This is a genomic window from Mesorhizobium sp. M1307, from assembly GCF_040318155.1.
In the GTDB taxonomy this organism is placed as follows: Bacteria; Pseudomonadota; Alphaproteobacteria; order Rhizobiales; family Rhizobiaceae; genus Mesorhizobium.
In genome coordinates this window covers 24,424-42,989 of the sequence record NZ_JAMYLR010000003.1, presented here as the reverse complement: position 1 = coordinate 42,989, position 18,566 = coordinate 24,424, and the positions used below count along the sequence as shown (strand labels likewise).

Genomic DNA, 18,566 nt, shown 5'->3' with positions numbered 1-18,566 from the left:
CTCAAAACCTCGGAATGTCCGGAAACGCCACTTGGCCGCGATGCACGTGCATCCGCCCGAGCTCGGCGCATCGCCTCAATTGCGGGAAGACCTTGCCGGGATTCAAAAGATGGTTGGGGTCGAAGGCGCATTTGACGCGCATCTGCTGGTCGAGGTCGATCTGGTTGAACATTTCCAGCATCAGGTCGCGCTTCTCGATGCCGACCCCGTGCTCTCCGGTCAGCACGCCACCGACCTTGACGCAGAGCCGCAATATGTCGGCGCCGAAACTCTCCGCCTTGTCGAGTTCGCCCGGCACGTTGGCGTCATAGAGGATGAGCGGGTGCAGATTGCCGTCGCCGGCGTGGAAGACATTGGCGACGCCGAGCCCGTATTTCTCCGACAGCTCGCGCATGCCGGCAAGCACGCGCGGCAGTTCCTTGCGCGGGATGGTGCCGTCCATGCAGTAATAGTCGGGCGAGATGCGGCCGACCGCCGGGAAAGCCGCCTTGCGGCCGGCCCAGAAGCTCAGCCGCTCCTGCTCCGACTGCGAAATGCGGCATATGGTCGAGCCGTTCCTATAGGCGATGGCTTCGACCAGGCCGATCAGGTGATCGACCTCGACACCCGGCCCGTCCAGCTCGACGATCAGCAGCGCCTCGACATCGAGCGGATAGCCGGCCTGGACGAAATCCTCGGCGGCGTGGATGGCCGGGCGGTCCATCATCTCCATGCCGCCCGGAATGATGCCGGCGCCGATGATGTCGGCAACGCATTGGCCGGCCTGCTCGCTGGTCGCGAAACCGATCAGCAGGGCACGCGCCGTCTCCGGCTTCTTCAGGATGCGTACGGTGACCTCGGTTACGACGCCGAGCAGTCCTTCGGAGCCGGTCATGACGCCGAGCAGGTCGTAGCCTTCCGCGTCGAGATGGCTGCCGCCGAGGCGCACCACCTCGCCATTCATCAGCACCATCTCGATGCCGAGCACATTGTTGGCGGTGAGACCGTATTTCAGGCAGTGCACGCCGCCGGAATTTTCCGCGACATTGCCGCCGATCGAGCAGGCGATCTGGGAGGATGGATCGGGGGCGTAATAGAAGCCCTCCTGCTCGACGGCGGTGGTGATGCCGAGATTGGTGACGCCGGGCTGGGCGACGACGACGCGGTTCTGAAAATCGATCTCGAGGATGCGGTTGAAGCGGCTCATCACCAGCAGCACCGCGTCTTCGAGCGGCAGCGCACCGCCGGAGAGCGAGGTGCCGGAGCCGCGCGGCACGACGCGGATGTTGCGGTCGCTGCAATATTTCAGTACCCGCGAGACCTGGGCCACGGTTTGCGGCAGTACAACGACGAGCGGCAATTGCCGGTAGGCGGTGAGCCCGTCGCTCTCGAAGGCGCGCATGGCATTGGCGGCGTCGACGACGCCCTCGCCCGGCACGATGATGCGCATATCGGCGACGATCTCGTCGCGCCGGCGCATCGTGGCGTCGTCTGGTTTCGGCATGGCAAGGCCGGACATCGACAGCCTCCTTCGATCGACTGGTAAAAATCTTTTACCAGCGACAGTGGTCGCTTGCAAATGCCGCGTTGGCCGGGATGAGAGGCCTATGGCCGAGACAGCCTTCCGCAGCGGCAATCTGCCGCTGCGCCCCACATTACTCGCCCGGCTGCTTGCCTGGTTCGGAGTGCATGCGGCGGACGCGGCGCACGCCCCACCAGACGAGCACGACCGCGAGCGGCACCGAGGCGGCGGTGACCATTTCCGGCGCGAAGGCATGGCCGAAGATCGAGGCGCCCTTGGCGACGTAGCCGATGAGGCCGACGACATAGTAGGAAACCGCGGCGACCGAGAGCCCCTCCACCGTCTGCTGCAGCCGCAATTGCAGGCGGGCGCGATTGTTCATCGATGCCAAAAGATCGCGGTTCTGCTTCTCGACCTCGACGTCGACCCAGGTGCGCAGCAGTGTGGTGGCACGGGTGAGCTTCGTCGACAGGTTGGCCTGACGCTCCTCGACCGAACGGCAGGTACGCATCGCCGGCGCCACGCGGCGCTGCAGAAAACCGCCCCAGGTGTCGTAGCCGGGCACCGCCTCTTCGTCGAGCGCCTCCAGCCGTTCGCGCACGATGCCGTCATAGGCGCGGCTGGCGCCGAAGCGGTAGAGGCTGGAGGCGGCATCGGCCTCCAGTTCGGCGGCCAGTTCGGTCAAGTCGGCAAGTAGCGTCTGGCTGTCGCGGGTCTCGGCGACCTTCATTTCCAACGTGGTCTGGGCCAGCCTGTCTTCGATGCGGCGGGCGCGACCGGACAGCGTCAGGGCCAGCGGCAGCCCAAGCATGGCCAGCGTGCGGTAGGTCTCGATGTCGATCAGCCGCTGCGACAGTGCCCCGGTGCGCGCCGGGGTCAGGCCGCGGTCGAGCACCAGCATGCGGGTCAAGCCGTCGCCATCCTGACGGAAATCGGTGACGATCGCCGCGTTGCCGCGCTCGACCAGCGAATAGCACAGGCTGGTCGGGTCGAAGCCGGCGATCAGTTTTTCGTTCGCCGGCGTCCATTTGCGGATCTCCAGCCTGATGCCGGAAATCACCGTGCCCGGCGGCGAAAACCCGTTGCCGAAGGGTGTGTCTTCTTGCCCCCTGCCGTTTTCGGCGAGCGGGCCTTCCCAGAGATAGGTCGAGAATTCCGTGTGGCGTTCCCAGCGCAGCGAGCCCTTGCCCCATTTCATCGCGTGGTGGCGGGCGTGAGGGTCGGGCGCGGCGATGCCGAGGCGTCGCGACAATTCGGAAAGCACGGCCTGATCGATCCCGGATCCAGCTTCGGTCATGAAGGAAAGCTGCACCAGCACGCGCGGCTTTTCGACCAGCGGCTGCGGCCGGGCGTGGACCTCGCCGAGCGCGCCCGGCCGACCGTCATGCGCCGGAAAGCCCATGACAGTGCCGCCCACGGCTTTGGCGCGCAGCTGGAATTCGAGGTTGGAAGGGTCGGCGTCTGGCACGGCTGGTCCCCCGGGCTTCTGTGAGCCCTTTGGCAATGATGTCCCTCTAGAGGCAATCGCCAGGGGACGCAAACGCCCAATTTAGCTGAAGATGATATGGCGCCGCGGCTGTGAAACGGACCCGGCCCCGGCGAATTGGATAAATAATTTGACCAGTTGGCGACGCCGGCTTTATCTTGCGCGACATCGGTTCAACCCCAGGCATCCCGTTTGAGCGACATTTTCTCCCGGATCGAGCATTCGCGCACCGCCGACGAGGTGGTGCAGCAGATCGAGAGCCTGATCCTCGAAGGCGTCCTGCGCACCGGCGACCGGCTGCCGGGGGAGCGCGAACTGGCGCGCCAGTTCGAGGTGTCGCGGCCGATCCTGCGCGATGCCTTGAAAGCCTTGGAAGGGCGCGGGCTGTTGACGACACGGCCAGGCGGCGGCACCCATGTCGCCGATGTCATCGGCCAGCTGTTCACCAAGCCGGTGACCGACCTGATCTCGATGCACCGCAAGGCGGTGACCGACTATCTGGAGTACCGCCGCGAGATCGAGGCCGTGGCGGCAGAATATGCGGCGCGGCGTGCCACATCGGACGATCTGGCGCTGCTCGACCGCATCATGGCGCGCATGGACGAGGCGCACCGGACCGGCAATTTCGACGACGAGGCGGAAATCGACGTCGAGTTCCATCACGCGATCTGCGAATGCGCGCACAACATCATCCTGCTGCACACGCTGCGCTCCTGCTATCGGCTGCTGTCGGAAGGCGTGTTCCAGAACCGGCGGCTGGTGTTCAACGTGCCGGGCGCGCGCGAGGCGCTGCTTTCGCAGCACCGGGCGATCTACACCGCGGTCAAGGCCGGCGATCCGGCTGCGGCGCGGCAGGCGGCGATGGACCACATCTCCTACGTCGAACGATCGATGGCCGAGGCCGAGCGCAGCGGCGACTGGCAGCGCGTGTCGCGGCTGAGGCTCAGGCAGCGCTCCGAGCCCGGTGGCGGTGAGCCGGCAAGAAAACAGCCGTAGGCACCGCCCAGAAAATTCAACGACGAACCAGCGAAGAACCAGCGGAAAAAAGATCCATGAGCAGCATTCTCACCATCGCCGACCTCAAGGACCTGGCGCGCCGCCGCGTGCCGAAGATGTTCTTCGACTATGCCGATTCCGGCGCCTGGACCGAAAGCACCTACCGGGCCAACGAGGAAGATTTCCAGAAGATCAAGTTCCGCCAGCGCGTGCTGGTCGACATGGACAACCGCTCGCTGGAATCGACCATGATCGGCGAGAAGGTGGCGATGCCGGTGGCGCTGGCGCCGACCGGCATGACCGGCATGCAGCATCCGGACGGCGAGATGCTGGCGGCGCAGGCGGCGGAGGAATTCGGCGTGCCGTTCACGCTGTCGACGATGAGCATCTGCTCGATCGAGGATGTCGCGTCGGTGACCAGGAAGCCGTTCTGGTTCCAGCTCTATGTGCTGCGCGACAAGGATTTCGTCTTCGATTTGATCGACCGCGCAAAGGCGGCGAAATGTTCGGCGCTGGTGCTGACGCTCGACCTGCAGATCCTCGGTCAGCGCCACAAGGATATCCGCAACGGGCTTTCGGCGCCGCCGCGGATGACGCCGAAGCACATCTGGCAGATGGCGACCAGGCCGCGCTGGTGCGTCGGCATGGCCGGGACAAAGCGCCGGAGCTTCCGCAACATCGTCGGCCATGCCAAGGGCGTCGGCGACCTCGCCTCGCTGTCGTCGTGGACGAAGGAGCAGTTCGATCCGCACCTGTCGTGGAAGGACGTCGCCTGGATCAAGGAGCGCTGGGGCGGCAAGCTGATCCTGAAAGGCATACTCGACAAGGACGACGCGCTGATGGCGGCCAGGACGGGCGCCGACGCGATCATCGTATCCAACCATGGCGGCCGCCAGCTCGACGGCGCCTCGTCATCGATCATGGCGCTCGAAGAGATCGCCGATGCCGTCGGCGACACGATCGAGGTGCATATGGACGGCGGCATCCGTTCCGGCCAGGACGTGCTCAAAGCACTGTGCCTCGGCGCCAAGGGCACCTATATCGGCCGGCCTTTCCTGTACGGCCTCGGCGCACTCGGCAAGGAAGGGGTTACCAAGGCGCTGGAAATCATCCGCAAGGAGATGGACATAACGCTGGCTCTGTGCGGAAAGCGTCTGGTCACCGACATGGGCAAGGATCAGCTTCGGCGCTAAAGTCCCGTGGCGGCATGACCACGGAGGCGACGCAGGCATTGACGGAGCCCGGCATCAGTTTCTACGAGGCGCGCGGACCGCAAGGCATGCGCCTCTATGCGATCGGCGATGTGCACGGCCGGCTCGATTTGCTGACCGCCATGCACCGGCGGATCGAGGCGGAGCTCGGTCAAAGGCCGTCGGCCGATTGGCGCGTGATCCATCTCGGCGACTATGTCGATCGCGGCCCGGACTCCAGGGGCGTCATCGATTTCCTGATCGACGCGCAAAGACGCGATCCGCGTCACCTGATGCTGGCCGGAAATCATGATCTCGGCTTCCTCGATTTTCTCGATGTCCCCGACCCGGACGGCCTGTTCATGCGCTATGGCGGCATCCAGACGGCGCTATCCTATGGCGTGTCGCTCGGTGGGAGCAGCGCCTGGTTTGGCCGCGCCGATGCGGCACTGCGGCAAGGGCACGCCGCACTGGTCGAGGCGGTGCCGCAGAACCATGTCGAGTTCCTGCGCTCGCTGCCCTTCTCAGTGACGTTCGGCGACTTCTTCTTCTGCCATGCCGGCATCCGGCCCGGCGTTGCGCTGGAAAGCCAGACCCGGCAGGACCTGATCTGGATCCGCGAGGTCTTCCACGATCACACCGGTCTTCATCCCAAGATCGTGGTGCACGGCCATACGCCGGTGGCCAAGGCCGAGATCACCGGCAACCGCGTCAATGTCGACACCCTCGCCTGGCAGTCGGGAAACCTCACCGCGCTCGTGGTGGACGGCGCTGATAAGCATATCCTGACAGTGACGGGTAAGCGGGCGTAGGGAAGGCGTGGGATTATGAGCAGAGAGGCTAGCGAAGCGCGGCGGTGACGCCGTAGCCGTCGACGGCATTGTGGTCGTTGGCCGCGTCGGCGGAATAAATGCCGAGGCCGCACAAGACGATAGCCGACAACATGACAAAGGACAAAAAGGCTGCTTTCACGGACGTCATCTCTTGTTGAGCTTCCTGCATCTATGCACGAGCGGGTTACCAATGCGTTGAAACGCAAAATACGTCGCAAATGTCGGACGGTTTCGCGCTTCTAGGCATGTTCTGTATCGGCGGTGTGTCGCGCGGGTCACAGGAAAGGTTCATCGCGGTTGCACCCAAGATGCAGAGCGCGCGCCTTTTAGGCTGGCGGACAGACACAGGCCAAGGATGAAACGCGTTATCCCCGGCGGATTTGCCGCCGCGTGCCAAATATGCAACGTCGCCAAATACGTTGACTATATGGGCCGTCAGATCGTCGCCACCCAGGCGCGGGCGATGGCCAGGCCGGCGGCATCGGCTTGCGGTCCGTTGCGGGCCATTTCGTCGTCGAGCCGGACGGCCCAATCCGGATGGCGTTCGGCGATCAGCGGTGCGAAGGACGTGCTCCAGTCGCGAACCATCGGCCGGTCGGCCTCGAAATGAAACTGGAAGCCATAGACGGCGCGGCCGATGCGGAACGCCTGGTTCTCGGCGACGGCATTGCCGGCCAGCCGCACGGCAGTCTCGGGCAAGACAAAGGTGTCGTCGTGCCATTCGAAGATCGGGAACTTTTCAGGCAAGGCGGCGAGCACCGGATCGGCCTGCGCCGCCGCGGTGAGCGCGACTTCGTGCCAGCCGAACTCCGACGCGCCGCCGATCTGGTTCTCGCCGCCAAAGGCGCGCGCGACCAACTGGCTGCCGAGGCAGATACCAAGCACCGCGCGATCCCTCTCGGCAAAGTCGCGCGTCAGGTCGAGCAGGCCCGGAAAATAAGGACAGAGCTCGTCGTCCAGCGCATTCTGGGCGCCGCCGAGCACCACCATGGCGTCATGCCCGCCGCTATCTTGCGGCAGCGCGTCGCCGCGGTAGGGACGGCGCAGGTCGATATCGACGCCCGCCTCGACAAGCGCCGCGCCGATCTGGCCAAGGCCCTCATTGTCGAAGTTCTGGACAACCAAGACCCGCATCGAAACCTGCTGACATGAAATTGATGCAACGAGCGATATCATGGCGCCAGCATTGCAGCCAACAGGGAACGCCTATGCCACTGCAAAACCGGATCGACCCGTTCGGCACCATCCATGCCGTGCCGGAGCGCGGCCTGTTCATGGGCAATCGCGGCATCATTCACGACCCCGAGACGAGAACGCTGTTGAAGAAGCGCTGGGCGCTGCAAGCCTGGATCATCTGCGTCTGCGAATTCGGCAACGTGCGGCGCGAGCCGATGGGACGCAACCGGGCTGGCGGCAAGGCCGGCTGGACCGAGCTGTTTTTCCTCGACGAGGTGACGGCGCTTGCCGCCGGCCACCGTCCCTGCTTCTTCTGCCGGCGCGAGCGGGCCAGGGATTTTGTCCGGCGTTTCGGCGACGCCTGCGGCATTGCCGAGCCACGCGCGCCGCAACTCGACAAGCGCCTGCACAAGGAGCGCCTGGCATCGGGCGGGCGGGCGACGAGACTGGAACCGGAAGCGCTTGCGGACTTGCCGGACGGCGCAATGATCTCGTCAGGAAACAGGGCGTTCGTCCTGTTTGATGGCGCCGCGCTGCCCTGGAGTTTCGGCGGTTATGGCGAACCGGTGGGGTTCGGCGGTTTTACCGACGGTCCAATCCGCCTGCTCACGCCAGCGACAACTGTTTCGGTGCTGCAGAAAGGCTACGAGCCTGTCTGGCATCCTTCCGCCGAGGCTTGACGCCGAGGGTGACGTTGCCGCATTCCTCGGCGATGCGCGCCAATTACAAGATGCAGCGGCTGTTCGTGCCGGACGGGCTTGGACCGGACATCGAGTTCGACGTCGGCCCGCAGCAGAGCCATTATCTCTCGCACGTGCTGCGGCTCGGCGAAGGCGCCGAAATTCTGGTCTTCAACGGCCGCGACGGCGAATGGTCGGCGGCGATCGCCACGAAGTCGAAGAAGGCGTTGCGCCTGAGGTTGCTGGCATTGCAGCGGCCGCAGCCGCCGTTGCCCGATCTCGTCTATTGCTTCGCGCCGCTGAAGCAGGGGCGGCTCGACTACCTCGTGCAAAAGGCGGTCGAGATGGGCGCTGGCATCCTGCAGCCGGTCATCACCCAGCATACGCAGGTGGCAAAACCCGGCATCGAGCGCCTGCGCGCCAATGTCGTCGAGGCGGCCGAGCAATGCGGCATATTGGCGGTGCCAGAGCTGCGCGAAGCGGAAAAATTCGAGCGCCTGCTCAGCAACTGGGACCGCGAGCGGCGGCTGATCTTCTGCGACGAGGATGCATCGACCAACAATCCCCTGCCGGCATTGCAGGCGGTGCGGGAGAGAAAGCTCGGCCTGCTGGTCGGACCGGAGGGCGGCTTTTCCGACGAGGAACGCAAGATGCTGAGAGCGCTGCCTTTCGTTACCGCGATTCCGCTCGGGCCGCGCATCCTGCGAGCGGATACGGCGGCGGTGGCGGCACTGGCGCTGATCCAGGCGACAATCGGCGATTGGTGATCAATTCCAATTACCCGCTGGCTCAGGATTTTTCGCTTGATCGGCTACTGACATTTCGTCCATCTAGCGCCGGCAGCGGCCGCGTGTCCTTTCGGGCGCGCAAAGGACGCTGTAGCATTTGATTGGGCACCTGATCCGTTCCGAAAATCGAAGCCGATTTTCAGGGTCATGTGCGGAGGGCTCCTATGGCGCGCGATACAACCGATTTCCGGCCGATAGAAAGCGTCGACGAACTCGTCGAGCACCTGGCCGAAGGCAACAAGCCGCGCGACAAATGGCGCATCGGCACCGAGCACGAGAAATTCCCGTTCTATGTCGACGGCAATGCGCCGGTGCCCTATGGCGGCGAGCGCGGCATCCGCGCCATCCTCGAAGGCATGCAGGACAAACTCGGCTGGGACCCGATCATGGATGCCGGCCGCATCATCGGACTGGTCGAGCCGACCGGCCAGGGCGCGATCTCGCTGGAGCCCGGCGGCCAGTTCGAACTGTCCGGCGCGCCGCTGGAGACGATCCACCAGACCTGCCGCGAAGGCAATGCGCATCTGGCGCAGGTGCGCGAGATCGCCGAACCGATGGGCATTCGTTTTCTCGGCCTTGGCGGCAGCCCGAAATGGTCGCTGGCCGAGACGCCGAAAATGCCGAAATCGCGCTACGAGATCATGACCCGCTACATGCCCAAGGTCGGCACCAAGGGCCTCGACATGATGTACCGGACCTGCACGATCCAGGTGAACCTCGACTTCGAAAGCGAAGCCGACATGCGCCGCAAGATGCAGGTGTCGCTGAAGCTGCAGCCGCTGTCGACGGCGCTGTTTGCCAACTCGCCCTTCACCGAAAGCCGGCCGAACGGCTTGCAGAGCTGGCGCGGCGAGATCTGGCGCGACACCGACAATCAGCGCTCCGGCCTGCTCGAGTTCTGCTTCTCGCCCGATTTCGGCTTTGCCGACTATGTCGAATGGGCGCTCGACGTGCCGATGTATTTCGTCATCCGCGACGGCCAATACCACGACATGACGCACATCACCTTCCGCCAGTTCATGGCGGGTGCTGCCCGTAACGACCTGCCGGACGGGCTGCCGACGATGGGCGACTGGGCAAACCATCTGTCGACGCTGTTCCCCGACGTGCGGCTGAAGCGCTTTCTCGAAATGCGCGGCGCCGATGGCGGGCCGTGGCGGCGCATCTGCGCGCTGCCGGCCTTCTGGGTCGGGCTGCTCTACGATGCGGCGGCGCTCGACGCGGCCGAGGCGCTGACCTCGAGCTGGAGCTATGACGAAGTGCTGGCAATGCGCAACGCGGTGCCGGAACAGGGCATTTCGGCGCCCTTCCGCAACACGACATTGCGCGAGATCGCCCGCGACGTGCTCGTCATCTCGCGCATGGGACTGAAGAACCGCGGCCGCAAGAACCGCGACGGCTATGACGAGACGTCGTTCCTCAACACGCTGGACGAGGTCGTCGCGCGTGGCACCACCAGCGCCGAAGAGATGCTCTCGGCCTACCACACACGCTGGGGCGGCTCGATCGAGCCGGTGTTCATGGAATACGCGTATTAACGCTTCGCTATCCGCTTGGCCGATGGTCCGGCAAATTCGCTTCAATCAGTGATGGAAACGAACTAGGCTTCTCCAACGAGGATTTTCCCGGAGGAGAAAACAATGCCTTCCTTGTTCGATATTCTGGCACAGGCCCAGAACGGCAACGGCATGCAGGCGCTGGCCCAGCAGTTCGGGCTTTCGCAGCAGCAGACGCAGGCGGCGGTCGCGGCGCTGCTGCCGGCCTTTTCGCAGGGGCTGAAGCGCAACACGGCGGACCCTTATGGGCTCGGCTCCTTCATGACGGCGATGGCCAGCGGCCAGCACGCCAAATATTTCGAGGATGCAAGCCGGGCCTTCTCGCCGCAGGGCCTCGATGAAGGCAACGGCATTCTGGGCCATTTGTTCGGCTCGAAGGATTTGTCGCGGGCCGTCGCCAGCCAGGCCGCGCAGGCGAGCGGCGTCAGCCAGCAGGTGTTGCAGCAGATGCTGCCGGCAATCGCCTCGATGATGATGGGCGGGCTATTCAAGCAGACCACCAACCAGCTAGGCGGGCAGATGCATGCGGCAGGCGGTGGCGGCAATCCGCTTGGCGAGCTCATCGAGCAGATGATGCGGCAGGCTGGCGGCGGCAGCCAGGCACCGACCCCTCAGCCTGCAGGCCCCACGGATAACCCGCTCGGCAAGGTGCTGCAGGATATGTTCGGCGGGCAGCAGCCGCAACAGACGCAGAGCCCTTACGGCGACAATCCGCTGGGCAAGGTGTTGCAGGACATGTTCGGCGGCGGGCAGCAGCCACAAAGCCAGCCGCAACAGACACAGAACCCTTATGGTGACAATCCGCTCGGCAAGGTGCTGCAGGATATGTTCGGCGGCGGTGCACCACAGCCACAGCAGCCGCAGAACCAACCCCAGCAGACACAGAACCCTTATGGTGACAATCCGCTCGGCAAGGTGCTGCAGGACATGTTCGGCGGTGGCGCACAACAGGCTCAGCCGCGTCAGGCGCCGCAGCAACCCCAGGCGCCGCAGCCGCAGGCCAATCCGAGCGGCAGGCCGAGAAATCCGTTTGACGACCTGTTCGGCAAGATGTTCGAGACAGGCGCCCAGCAGCGCGACGACTACCAGAAAGGCATGGAGTCGATCTTCGACCAGTTCAAGCAGGGCATGGGCCGGCGCTAGACCAGACACCGGCAACCAATCATCAGTGCCGCCCAAAAAAGAAAGCCCGGTCCTGGGAGGACCGGGCAGCGCGCAGGCTGGCCGGGGGATCCGGCAGGGAGTGGGGAGCCTGCGTAACTTGGTGGCGTCGTGCCTCAAAAAGGTTCAACGCGCCCGAACGGCGAAACCACGCGATCACGCCACCTTGCGGGCAATATCCTCGATCGTTTCGGCGCGCTCGATCGCGATGACGCGAAGCCTTTCGGTCGGATCGCGGCCAAAGGGTACACCGACAGCGACGTGCAGGTCGGCGCGGGTCAGGCCGATGTCGGCGAGCTCGGCATCCGACATCTCGCCGAGGCGATAAAAGGCGCGGCGGTTTTTCCAGGCGCGGTAAACATTGGCAGCGGCGTTGGCCACGCGCGTCGCAACGGCCGGACGCGAAGTGATGCGCGAGGTCTCGGTAGCGAAATCAAACGTAGCCATGTCGGTCTCCTTCACATTCGGACGGGCGAAACCGGTCGATCGGGCGCTGGCGACAGCGGCCGTTCCGGCTTCGATTCACATGCCTTCATGTGGACAATGCGAATTTGCCATGGCCCGATTGATTAATCCAACGAATGTTTCTAATCTTTAGCATCAGCATCAATGATGGATTAGGCCAATGAAAGCGCCGCTCGATCTCGATCAGTTGCAGACCTTCATCTCGATTGTCGACACCGGCAGCTTTACCCGCGCGGCGGAAGCGGTGCATCGGACCCAGTCTGCGGTGTCGATGCAGATGCGGCGGCTGGAGGAACGGATCGGCAAGCCGCTGTTCGAAAAAGACGGCCGCACCAACAGGCTGACCGAGGAAGGCGACAGACTGCTCTCCTACGCAAGGCGGCTGCTCTATCTCAACAAGGAAACACTGGCCGCCTTCGACGACCGCCGGCTCGAAGGCACCATCCGCATCGGCACGCCGGACGATTATGCCGATCGCTTCCTGCCAGAGATCATGGCGCGGTTTGCCCGTTCCAACCCGCATGTCGAACTGACCGTTATCTGCGAACCGACGCCGGGACTGGTCGAACACATCAAGCGCGGCAATCTCGACCTGGCGCTGGTGACGCACAACGACGCGCGTGGCCAGTCGGAAGTGGTGCGGCGCGAACCGCTGCTGTGGGTTACCTCGGCCAACCATGCGACGCATGAGCAGCCGATCCTGCCGATGGCCTTCGGCCGGCCGAACTGCATCTGGCGGCGGGCCGCCGCCGACGTGCTCGATCAGCAGAGCCGCGACTATCGCATCCTGTTCACCAGCTTCTCTGCCACCGTCATCGCAGCCGCGGTGCTTTCCGGTCTGGCGATCTCGGTGCTGCCGGAATGCGCCCTGCGGCCCGGCATGCGGGTGCTGGGCGAGGCCGACGGTTTCGGCGCCCTGCCCGATTGCCGCATCGGCATCATGCGCGGTCAGACCTCGCGGCCGGAGATCGTCGACGCGCTTGCGCGCCACATTTCGGAGAGCCTCGACAATATTTCCGTGCCACTCGGCGAGGAGACCGGCACGTTCGATTTCGCCGCCCTCGCCTTCGCCAAGATGAAGCGGACCAAGCCGAACCAGATCCTGCCGGGCTGGTGATCGCGCGATTGGGGCGGACATCGAACACGGCCGCCTTGACGCCGGCCAGCAATCGTCCCCCAATCGGCCGATGAGCGACGCAGCATCCGAATCACGCACCAACGCCACCGAATATACGGTGAGCGAAATTTCCGGCGCGCTGAAGCGTACGGTCGAGGACGTCTTCGGCAATGTACGGGTGCGCGGCGAGATTTCCGGCTATCGCGGACCGCATTCCTCCGGCCATGCCTATTTCTGCCTGAAGGACGATCGCGCGCGGCTCGACGCCGTGGTGTGGAAGACCACGATGAGCCGGCTGAAATTCCGTCCAGAGGAAGGCATGGAGGTGATCGCCACCGGCCGGCTCACCACCTATCCCGGAAAGTCGAACTACCAGATCGTTATCGACAATCTCGAGCCGGCCGGTGCCGGTGCGCTGATGGCGCTGCTGGACGAGCGCAAGCGCCGGCTGCAGGCCGAAGGCCTGTTCGACGCGGCACGCAAGCGGCGTCTGCCGTTCATGCCCTGCGTCATCGGCGTCATCACCTCGCCGACAGGCGCCGTCATCCGCGACATCATCCACCGCATCAAGGATCGGTTTCCACTGCACGTGCTGGTCTGGCCGGTGCGGGTGCAGGGCGAGACGGCTGGTGCGGAAGTGACCGCTGCCGTCAACGGCTTCAACGCACTGCCATGGGACGGCGCCATCGCGCGGCCCGATCTGTTGATCGTGGCGCGCGGCGGCGGCAGCCTGGAGGATCTGTGGGGCTTCAACGACGAAGCGCTCGCCCGGGCCGTCGCCGCTTCGGGCATTCCGGTGATTTCCGCGGTCGGCCACGAGACCGACTGGACATTGATCGATCTGGCGGCGGATGTACGGGCGCCGACGCCGACAGGCGCCGCCGAGATCGCCGTGCCGGTCAAGGTCGACCTCGAAGCGACGCTTGCCGGCCTTGGCGCGCGGTTGAAGACCGCACTGTCGCGCAATTTCGAACGCAAGCGGCAGGCGGCACGCGCGGCCGCCCGTGCGCTGCCCTCGCCCGACCAGTTGCTGGCGCTGCCACGGCGGCGCTTCGACGAGGCGACGAGCCGGCTCGGCCGGGCGCTGTCGGTCAGCGTCGAGCGCAAGCGAGCCAGGCTTCTGGGGCAGCGGCTGACGCCGGCGACTTTGTCGCGGCGCATGAACGAAGCCCGCACTCTGACGCGCCGCGACCTCGCCCGTGCGCAAGCGGCTTTCTTCGCCATCGTGCGCGAGCGTCGAGCGCGGTTTTCGCGCACGGCGACTAGACTGTCACCGGCGCCGATCGCAAGACGGCAGAAACTGCAAGGCGATGCCCTGCTGGCGCTGACGCGGCGTCAGGACCAGGCAATTTCGCGGCGGCTGGACCGTCTGCGTGGAAAACTGACGCAGGCAGACCGGCTGCTGGCGACGCTCTCGCACAAGGCCGTGCTGGCGCGAGGCTTCGCGCTGGTCAAGGATGTGGACGGCGCCGTGGTCAAGCATGCGGCAGAAGTTGTGTCGGGGATGGCGCTTTCGCTGGAGTTCGCCGACGGCACCGCCGATGCAGTCGCCATCAGTGGCACGGCGCGGCCGAAGACGGTTGCCAAGCCCGCGGCCAAGCTCAAGGCGCCAGGCGGCCAAGGTTCGCTTTTCTGAGGAAGAAATGACCGACCCGCATCTTGCGACGTCCTCGGGCAAACTGCGCGCCCGTGCCTTCGCGATCCCATTCGAGGGCACGCCAGGCCGCTTCAATGCCATCACCGATGTGCCTGGCGTGATGGTCGGCTATACGACGCTGATCTCAGGGGATGGGCCGCTCGTCGTCGGCAAGGGTCCGGTACGCACCGGCGTGACCGCGATCCTGCCACGGCCCAGAGGCGAGTTGGCCGTCCCGGCGTTCGCCGGGATGTTCAGCGCCAATGGCAATGGCGAACTGACCGGCTCGCATCTGATAGAGGAACTCGGAGCGTTCAATCTTCCCATCACCATCACCAACACCCATTCCTGCGGCGTCAGCCGCGACGCAACGTTGCGCTGGATGCAGACGGTGCTGCCGCAATCGCTCGACAGCGCCTGGGCGCTGCCCGGTGGCGGGCGAGACTTACGACGGCTTCCTGAACGATATCAACGGCCACCATGTGAGCTTCGAGCACGTGTTTTCCGCGCTCGAAACGGCTGAAAGCGGGCCGATCGAAGAGGGCAGCGTCGGCGGCGGCGCAGGCATGATCACCTTCGGCTTCAAGGCAGGGTCCGGCACATCCTCGCGCAGCGTCGACTGGAATGGAGAGCGTTTCACGATCGGCTGCTTCGTCCAGTCGAATTTCGGTGCACGGCGGAACCTCGTGATCCGTGGCATCAGAGCCGGAGCGGAACTCGCCGAACCGGCGACCCGGGACAACACGCCGCGAGCGGAAAGAGCTCCATCATCGCGATCGTCGCCACCGATGCGCCATTCATGCCGCACCAGTTGAAACGGCTGGCGAAACGCGTGCCGCTCGGCGTCGCGCTGACCGGCGGCTATGGATACAATTCATCCGGCGATATTTTTCTGGCCTTCAGCACGGCCAATGCCGATGCGGCGCGCGGCGCGGCCGGCAAGCTGGTCAGCGCCGGCTATATACCGGATGCCGACATCAACCCGTTCTTCGACGCCGTCATTCAGAGCGTGGAAGAGGCAATCCTCAACGCACTGGTCGCCAATGAAGACATGACCGGGCGCGACGGCAATTTCGTGCCGGCGTTGCCGAAAGCATGGCTCGAGGAGAGATTTGGCAAGGCTGCGCGGCGATAAGACCGCGCAAACTGCATCAGACAGGCATTGTTCGCCCGGCAGGTTTTGCCGGGGCGGTCCGTCAGCCGGCAGGCTTGTTGGAATTCTGCTCATCCTGGTCGGCCTCGGCCGCCTCTTCGAGCCTCGAAGCAATGAGCTCCTGAATGTCGCCGACCTCTTCCTGGATATCCTCCAGGGGTATGCCGGCTTCGGCAGCCTTGGCCGCACATTCCCTGGCGAGGGTCTCGGCCTGCTTCTCGATTCTGGCTGGCGAGGGCTGGCAGTGGACTGTTTCGCCGATCCACCCGCGCAAGAACTCGATCGCGTGTTCGCTCATACTGCTGTTTCCCTAGCGGCTATGCCGGTTGGTAATCATAAACATCGGCATCTTCGAAAAGATGCGTGCTGCCATTCGAGCCGAGTCGGCTTCGCCCGGCAAGCCGAACTTGTCCGAGGTCCACAGAGCTAAAGGGAATGGAGGGTTCAAGCAGCACGTTCTAGTTCTTGAGGACTGATTCTCTCGAGGAAACTCGTTCGACCCGCGCTATTGTTTCTATTTGCTTTTTTTCGGTTTTCAAGCAGTTTTAGATCACAATAGATGTCACAATAGCTAGCACATTTACCGCGCTCTCGCTGGCACGACGTAAAAGGCGAGCCGTCAAAGCCGCCGCTATATAGTGACAACCATTTGCAATGTCGACTCTGCTCGCGGTCCTGCTTCTTTCCGCCGCGCTTGCTGGGACATATGTGGTGTGGCGAGGCTTGCGGTGCAAACTGCCGAGCGCCTCATGCAAGGCATGCAATAGCGTCTTGTGAAAACCCTGAAGTGCTTGTCTCAGGGTGGCTCTCTACCGCTGGCGGCAAAGGATCATGCCGGCATGATAGAGGACGCCTTCGACGAACTCACCATCCGCGGTGAAGCCCGTATCGTCCCAGTATTCTATGTGGTTGCCGTGCACTTCATAGCGTCCCCGGTAGGCGCTTTCGCGGTCACCGCGCGCTTCGTCATAACGGCCGTTCGGCAGGAGTTCGTGCCTGATATGGCGATCCTCGGTGACCCACATTCCGACATAGGGATGATCTTGGTGCGTCATTGGTTCCTCCGCAAGGATTGGAGTTGCAGGAAGGGTCAGGCCGGTTGGAGCTAGAGCAACGGCAATACGCGTAAGCACTGCGGCCAAAGTGGATCGCATCAATGCGCCGCCTTCGTCGGACGCACGACTATCTCGTTGACGTCGACATCGTCGGGCTGTTCGATTGCATAGCGCACTGCCCTGGCGATGGCATCGGGTTGCAGGGCAATAGCACGCCAGGTTTTCATGGCGGCGGCAGCGGCTTCGTCGGAGATCGTGTTCGCCAGCTCGCTTTCCACCACGCCAGGATGAATGCAAGTTACGCGGATATCGTCACTCTCCTGGCGGAGCCCATCGGAAATCGCGCGGACAGCGTATTTCGTTGCGCAATAGACGGCAGCCGTGGGCGAGACGGCCAGTGCGCCGATGGAACCGATATTGATGATGTGACCGGAGCCGCGTGCCGTCATCTCGGGCAGAACCGCCGCGACGCCGTACAGAACACCCTTGATGTTGACGTCCACCATCAGCTCCCACTCGTCGACCTTCATGGCTGCCATTGCCGACAGCGGCATGACGCCCGCATTGTTGACGATGACATCGACCTGGCCCCATTCGGCCCGGGCTGCCTCGGCGAATGCTGCGACATCCGCCCTCCTGGTGACGTCGAGCGCTCGCACGCGAACCGTTCCACCAGCTGCCTCGATTTCGGCCGCAAGCGCTTCAAGGCGGTCGGTGCGGCGTGCGCCGAGCATCAGCTTCGCACCTGCCGCGCCAAGCTCGCGGGCAATGCCAGCGCCGATGCCGCTGGAGGCACCGGTGATCAGAACAACTCTGTTCATGGTCATCGAGATGATCCTTTTGGTCTGTGATTATTTTCACGATGTGAAGGGATTGGGTGCGGGTGAGCTCCCGCGGCGCGCCGGCCCTATTTGGGGGGCTCACTGGGCGGTGTAGCCGCCATCGACCAGAAGCAAGCCCCCGGTGATGAAACTGGATGCCGGCGAGGCAAGAAAGGCGATGGCCTCGGCAACTTCTTGCGGCTGGCCGATCCGGCCGATTGGATGCGCGCCGCCGAAGCTGCGCAGCATCTCCCGGCCATTCTCCACCACGCCTTCCATGATGTCGGTTTCGATCACGCCAGGGGCAACGGCGTTGCAGCGAATGCCCATGCGCCCGTATTCGATCGCGATCACCTTGGTCAGCTGTGCGACAGCCGCCTTGGAGGAGGCATAGGCCGCCTGCGTCTCGAAGGCCGCGACGGCCGAGATCGACGAGACATTGACGATCGCGCCGCCACCGCCGGCGGCCATCAGTTCCACTGCGGCACGGGCAGTGACGAAGCTGCCGCGCGCGTTGATCTGCAGAATGCGGTCATAGTCGTCGACCGAGGTCTCAGTCAGTCGTTTGTTGAGCGTGCGACCGGCATTGTTCACGACGATGTCGAGTCGACCGAAGCGCTTCGCGGCGAGTTCGACCGAGCGTCTGGCCAGGTGCTCGTCGGCGACATCGCCGACCAGCGTTGCCACATCCTCGGCTTCCAATTCGCGTACGGCGTCGCTGAGATCGCTTGCCACGATCCGGGCGCCGCGCGCCCGCAGCAGTTCCGCCGCGCAGCGGCCGATGCCGCGTGCCGCGCCGGTCACGAGGGCGACTTTTCCATCCAGGTCCCAGGAGGAAGGGAGTGATGTCATGGGATATCTCCTTGGTCAGCCGGCTTCGGCTTGGATCGGGAGGATCAAGCCTTCTTGCCATTGCGACAGAGATAGAGCCGTGGCATTGTCGCGATAACCC

Annotated in this window: 19 protein-coding genes and 1 pseudogene; 11 read left to right on the top strand and 9 right to left on the bottom strand. The window is 64.2% G+C overall.

Features of this window, described 5'->3' with window-relative positions:
* Position 1: 1 nt before the first annotated feature.
* Positions 2 to 1,498 (bottom strand): FAD-linked oxidase C-terminal domain-containing protein, encoded by a 1,497-nt coding sequence (locus NKH16_RS05830; RefSeq protein WP_352874863.1) that lies wholly within the window; start codon positions 1,496 to 1,498, stop codon positions 2 to 4.
* 136 nt (positions 1,499 to 1,634) lie between these two features.
* The gene (locus tag NKH16_RS05825) at positions 1,635 to 2,969 is read right to left on the bottom strand and encodes a DUF3422 family protein (RefSeq protein WP_352898662.1); all 1,335 of its coding nucleotides are present in this window, start codon (positions 2,967 to 2,969) and stop codon (positions 1,635 to 1,637) included.
* Positions 2,970 to 3,179: 210 nt separating this feature from the next.
* Between NKH16_RS05825 and NKH16_RS05820 the strand changes: the two genes are divergently transcribed.
* The 3 genes from NKH16_RS05820 to NKH16_RS05810 are packed head-to-tail and all read left to right on the top strand — an operon-like array spanning position 3,180 to position 5,985.
* On the top strand, positions 3,180 to 3,983 hold the full coding sequence (locus NKH16_RS05820) for a FadR/GntR family transcriptional regulator (protein WP_352502088.1): 804 nt from the start codon (positions 3,180 to 3,182) through the stop codon (positions 3,981 to 3,983).
* Between the two features lie 56 nt (positions 3,984 to 4,039).
* Complete coding sequence (locus NKH16_RS05815; protein ID WP_352450952.1) at positions 4,040 to 5,176, top strand: alpha-hydroxy acid oxidase; 1,137 nt, start codon at positions 4,040 to 4,042, stop codon at positions 5,174 to 5,176.
* 38 nt (positions 5,177 to 5,214) lie between these two features.
* Positions 5,215 to 5,985 carry a metallophosphoesterase gene (locus tag NKH16_RS05810; protein ID WP_352451021.1) on the top strand — a complete coding sequence of 257 codons (771 nt, stop codon included), beginning with the start codon at positions 5,215 to 5,217 and terminating at the stop codon, positions 5,983 to 5,985.
* Positions 5,986 to 6,013: 28 nt separating this feature from the next.
* Here NKH16_RS05810 and NKH16_RS05805 read toward each other — a convergent pair whose 3' ends face one another.
* Positions 6,014 to 6,154: a hypothetical protein gene (locus NKH16_RS05805; protein WP_292664785.1), complete on the bottom strand. Its 141-nt coding sequence runs from the start codon at positions 6,152 to 6,154 to the stop codon at positions 6,014 to 6,016.
* A 287-nt stretch (positions 6,155 to 6,441) separates the two neighbouring features.
* On the bottom strand, positions 6,442 to 7,140 hold the full coding sequence (locus NKH16_RS05800) for a type 1 glutamine amidotransferase (RefSeq protein ID WP_352450951.1): 699 nt from the start codon (positions 7,138 to 7,140) through the stop codon (positions 6,442 to 6,444).
* 74 nt (positions 7,141 to 7,214) lie between these two features.
* Here NKH16_RS05800 and NKH16_RS05795 point away from each other — a divergent pair, with 74 nt between their 5' ends.
* The 4 genes from NKH16_RS05795 (at position 7,215) to NKH16_RS05780 (ending at position 11,349) form a co-directional block, all read left to right on the top strand.
* Positions 7,215 to 7,862 (top strand): hypothetical protein, encoded by a 648-nt coding sequence (locus NKH16_RS05795; protein ID WP_352747968.1) that lies wholly within the window; start codon positions 7,215 to 7,217, stop codon positions 7,860 to 7,862.
* Positions 7,863 to 7,894: 32 nt separating this feature from the next.
* A complete protein-coding gene (locus NKH16_RS05790) occupies positions 7,895 to 8,629 on the top strand; it encodes a 16S rRNA (uracil(1498)-N(3))-methyltransferase (protein ID WP_352451020.1) in 735 nt (244 codons plus the stop codon).
* 185 nt (positions 8,630 to 8,814) lie between these two features.
* Complete coding sequence (locus NKH16_RS05785; protein WP_352541776.1) at positions 8,815 to 10,188, top strand: glutamate--cysteine ligase; 1,374 nt, start codon at positions 8,815 to 8,817, stop codon at positions 10,186 to 10,188.
* Positions 10,189 to 10,290: 102 nt separating this feature from the next.
* The gene (locus tag NKH16_RS05780) at positions 10,291 to 11,349 is read left to right on the top strand and encodes a DUF937 domain-containing protein (RefSeq protein ID WP_352898658.1); all 1,059 of its coding nucleotides are present in this window, start codon (positions 10,291 to 10,293) and stop codon (positions 11,347 to 11,349) included.
* 174 nt (positions 11,350 to 11,523) lie between these two features.
* Here the strand turns inward: NKH16_RS05780 and NKH16_RS05775 are convergent, their stop codons facing one another.
* A complete protein-coding gene (locus tag NKH16_RS05775) occupies positions 11,524 to 11,814 on the bottom strand; it encodes a DUF1127 domain-containing protein (RefSeq protein WP_352450947.1) in 291 nt (96 codons plus the stop codon).
* Positions 11,815 to 11,992: 178 nt separating this feature from the next.
* Between NKH16_RS05775 and NKH16_RS05770 the strand changes: the two genes are divergently transcribed.
* The 4 genes and pseudogenes from NKH16_RS05770 to NKH16_RS05755 all read left to right on the top strand — a co-directional run bounded on the left by NKH16_RS05770 (position 11,993) and on the right by NKH16_RS05755 (position 15,720).
* Entirely contained in the window at positions 11,993 to 12,949 is a 957-nt protein-coding gene (locus NKH16_RS05770) for a LysR substrate-binding domain-containing protein (RefSeq protein ID WP_023680469.1), read from the top strand.
* 70 nt (positions 12,950 to 13,019) lie between these two features.
* Positions 13,020 to 14,585 carry an exodeoxyribonuclease VII large subunit gene (xseA, locus tag NKH16_RS05765; protein ID WP_352747845.1) on the top strand — a complete coding sequence of 522 codons (1,566 nt, stop codon included), beginning with the start codon at positions 13,020 to 13,022 and terminating at the stop codon, positions 14,583 to 14,585.
* A 7-nt stretch (positions 14,586 to 14,592) separates the two neighbouring features.
* Entirely contained in the window at positions 14,593 to 15,108 is a 516-nt protein-coding gene (locus NKH16_RS05760) for a P1 family peptidase (RefSeq protein WP_352898654.1), read from the top strand.
* Positions 15,017 to 15,720, top strand: a pseudogene (locus NKH16_RS05755) (P1 family peptidase). The gene NKH16_RS05760 and the pseudogene NKH16_RS05755 overlap by 92 nt, the downstream one beginning before the upstream one ends.
* 61 nt (positions 15,721 to 15,781) lie before the next feature.
* On the opposite strand, the gene NKH16_RS05750 reads toward NKH16_RS05755, so the two are convergent.
* From NKH16_RS05750 to NKH16_RS05735, 4 genes are all read right to left on the bottom strand, one after another.
* Positions 15,782 to 16,036: a hypothetical protein gene (locus NKH16_RS05750; protein WP_352898652.1), complete on the bottom strand. Its 255-nt coding sequence runs from the start codon at positions 16,034 to 16,036 to the stop codon at positions 15,782 to 15,784.
* 511 nt (positions 16,037 to 16,547) lie between these two features.
* Positions 16,548 to 16,892 (bottom strand): Atu4866 domain-containing protein, encoded by a 345-nt coding sequence (locus NKH16_RS05745; RefSeq protein ID WP_352898649.1) that lies wholly within the window; start codon positions 16,890 to 16,892, stop codon positions 16,548 to 16,550.
* Entirely contained in the window at positions 16,892 to 17,620 is a 729-nt protein-coding gene (locus NKH16_RS05740) for an SDR family oxidoreductase (RefSeq protein ID WP_352898647.1), read from the bottom strand. Before NKH16_RS05740 ends, NKH16_RS05745 begins: the two co-directional genes overlap by 1 nt.
* A gap of 93 nt (positions 17,621 to 17,713) precedes the next feature.
* Positions 17,714 to 18,466: an SDR family NAD(P)-dependent oxidoreductase gene (locus tag NKH16_RS05735; RefSeq protein WP_352898645.1), complete on the bottom strand. Its 753-nt coding sequence runs from the start codon at positions 18,464 to 18,466 to the stop codon at positions 17,714 to 17,716.
* Positions 18,467 to 18,566 lie beyond the last annotated feature (100 nt).

What these genes read in the sequence shown, in the direction of transcription:
- NKH16_RS05830 (WP_352874863.1), bottom strand. Translation starts at nt 1,498, where the DNA reads ATGTCCGGCCTTGCCATGCCGAAACCAGACGACGCCACGATGCGCCGG.
- NKH16_RS05815 (WP_352450952.1), top strand. Translation starts at nt 4,040, where the DNA reads ATGAGCAGCATTCTCACCATCGCCGACCTCAAGGACCTGGCGCGCCGC.
- NKH16_RS05805 (WP_292664785.1), bottom strand. Translation starts at nt 6,154, where the DNA reads ATGACGTCCGTGAAAGCAGCCTTTTTGTCCTTTGTCATGTTGTCGGCT.
- NKH16_RS05800 (WP_352450951.1), bottom strand. Translation starts at nt 7,140, where the DNA reads ATGCGGGTCTTGGTTGTCCAGAACTTCGACAATGAGGGCCTTGGCCAG.
- NKH16_RS05795 (WP_352747968.1), top strand. Translation starts at nt 7,215, where the DNA reads ATGCCACTGCAAAACCGGATCGACCCGTTCGGCACCATCCATGCCGTG.
- NKH16_RS05790 (WP_352451020.1), top strand. Translation starts at nt 7,895, where the DNA reads ATGCGCGCCAATTACAAGATGCAGCGGCTGTTCGTGCCGGACGGGCTT.
- NKH16_RS05785 (WP_352541776.1), top strand. Translation starts at nt 8,815, where the DNA reads ATGGCGCGCGATACAACCGATTTCCGGCCGATAGAAAGCGTCGACGAA.
- NKH16_RS05780 (WP_352898658.1), top strand. Translation starts at nt 10,291, where the DNA reads ATGCCTTCCTTGTTCGATATTCTGGCACAGGCCCAGAACGGCAACGGC.
- NKH16_RS05775 (WP_352450947.1), bottom strand. Translation starts at nt 11,814, where the DNA reads ATGGCTACGTTTGATTTCGCTACCGAGACCTCGCGCATCACTTCGCGT.
- NKH16_RS05770 (WP_023680469.1), top strand. Translation starts at nt 11,993, where the DNA reads ATGAAAGCGCCGCTCGATCTCGATCAGTTGCAGACCTTCATCTCGATT.
- xseA (WP_352747845.1), top strand. Translation starts at nt 13,020, where the DNA reads ATGAGCGACGCAGCATCCGAATCACGCACCAACGCCACCGAATATACG.
- NKH16_RS05760 (WP_352898654.1), top strand. Translation starts at nt 14,593, where the DNA reads ATGACCGACCCGCATCTTGCGACGTCCTCGGGCAAACTGCGCGCCCGT.
- NKH16_RS05750 (WP_352898652.1), bottom strand. Translation starts at nt 16,036, where the DNA reads ATGAGCGAACACGCGATCGAGTTCTTGCGCGGGTGGATCGGCGAAACA.
- NKH16_RS05745 (WP_352898649.1), bottom strand. Translation starts at nt 16,892, where the DNA reads ATGCGATCCACTTTGGCCGCAGTGCTTACGCGTATTGCCGTTGCTCTA.
- NKH16_RS05740 (WP_352898647.1), bottom strand. Translation starts at nt 17,620, where the DNA reads ATGACCATGAACAGAGTTGTTCTGATCACCGGTGCCTCCAGCGGCATC.
- NKH16_RS05735 (WP_352898645.1), bottom strand. Translation starts at nt 18,466, where the DNA reads ATGACATCACTCCCTTCCTCCTGGGACCTGGATGGAAAAGTCGCCCTC.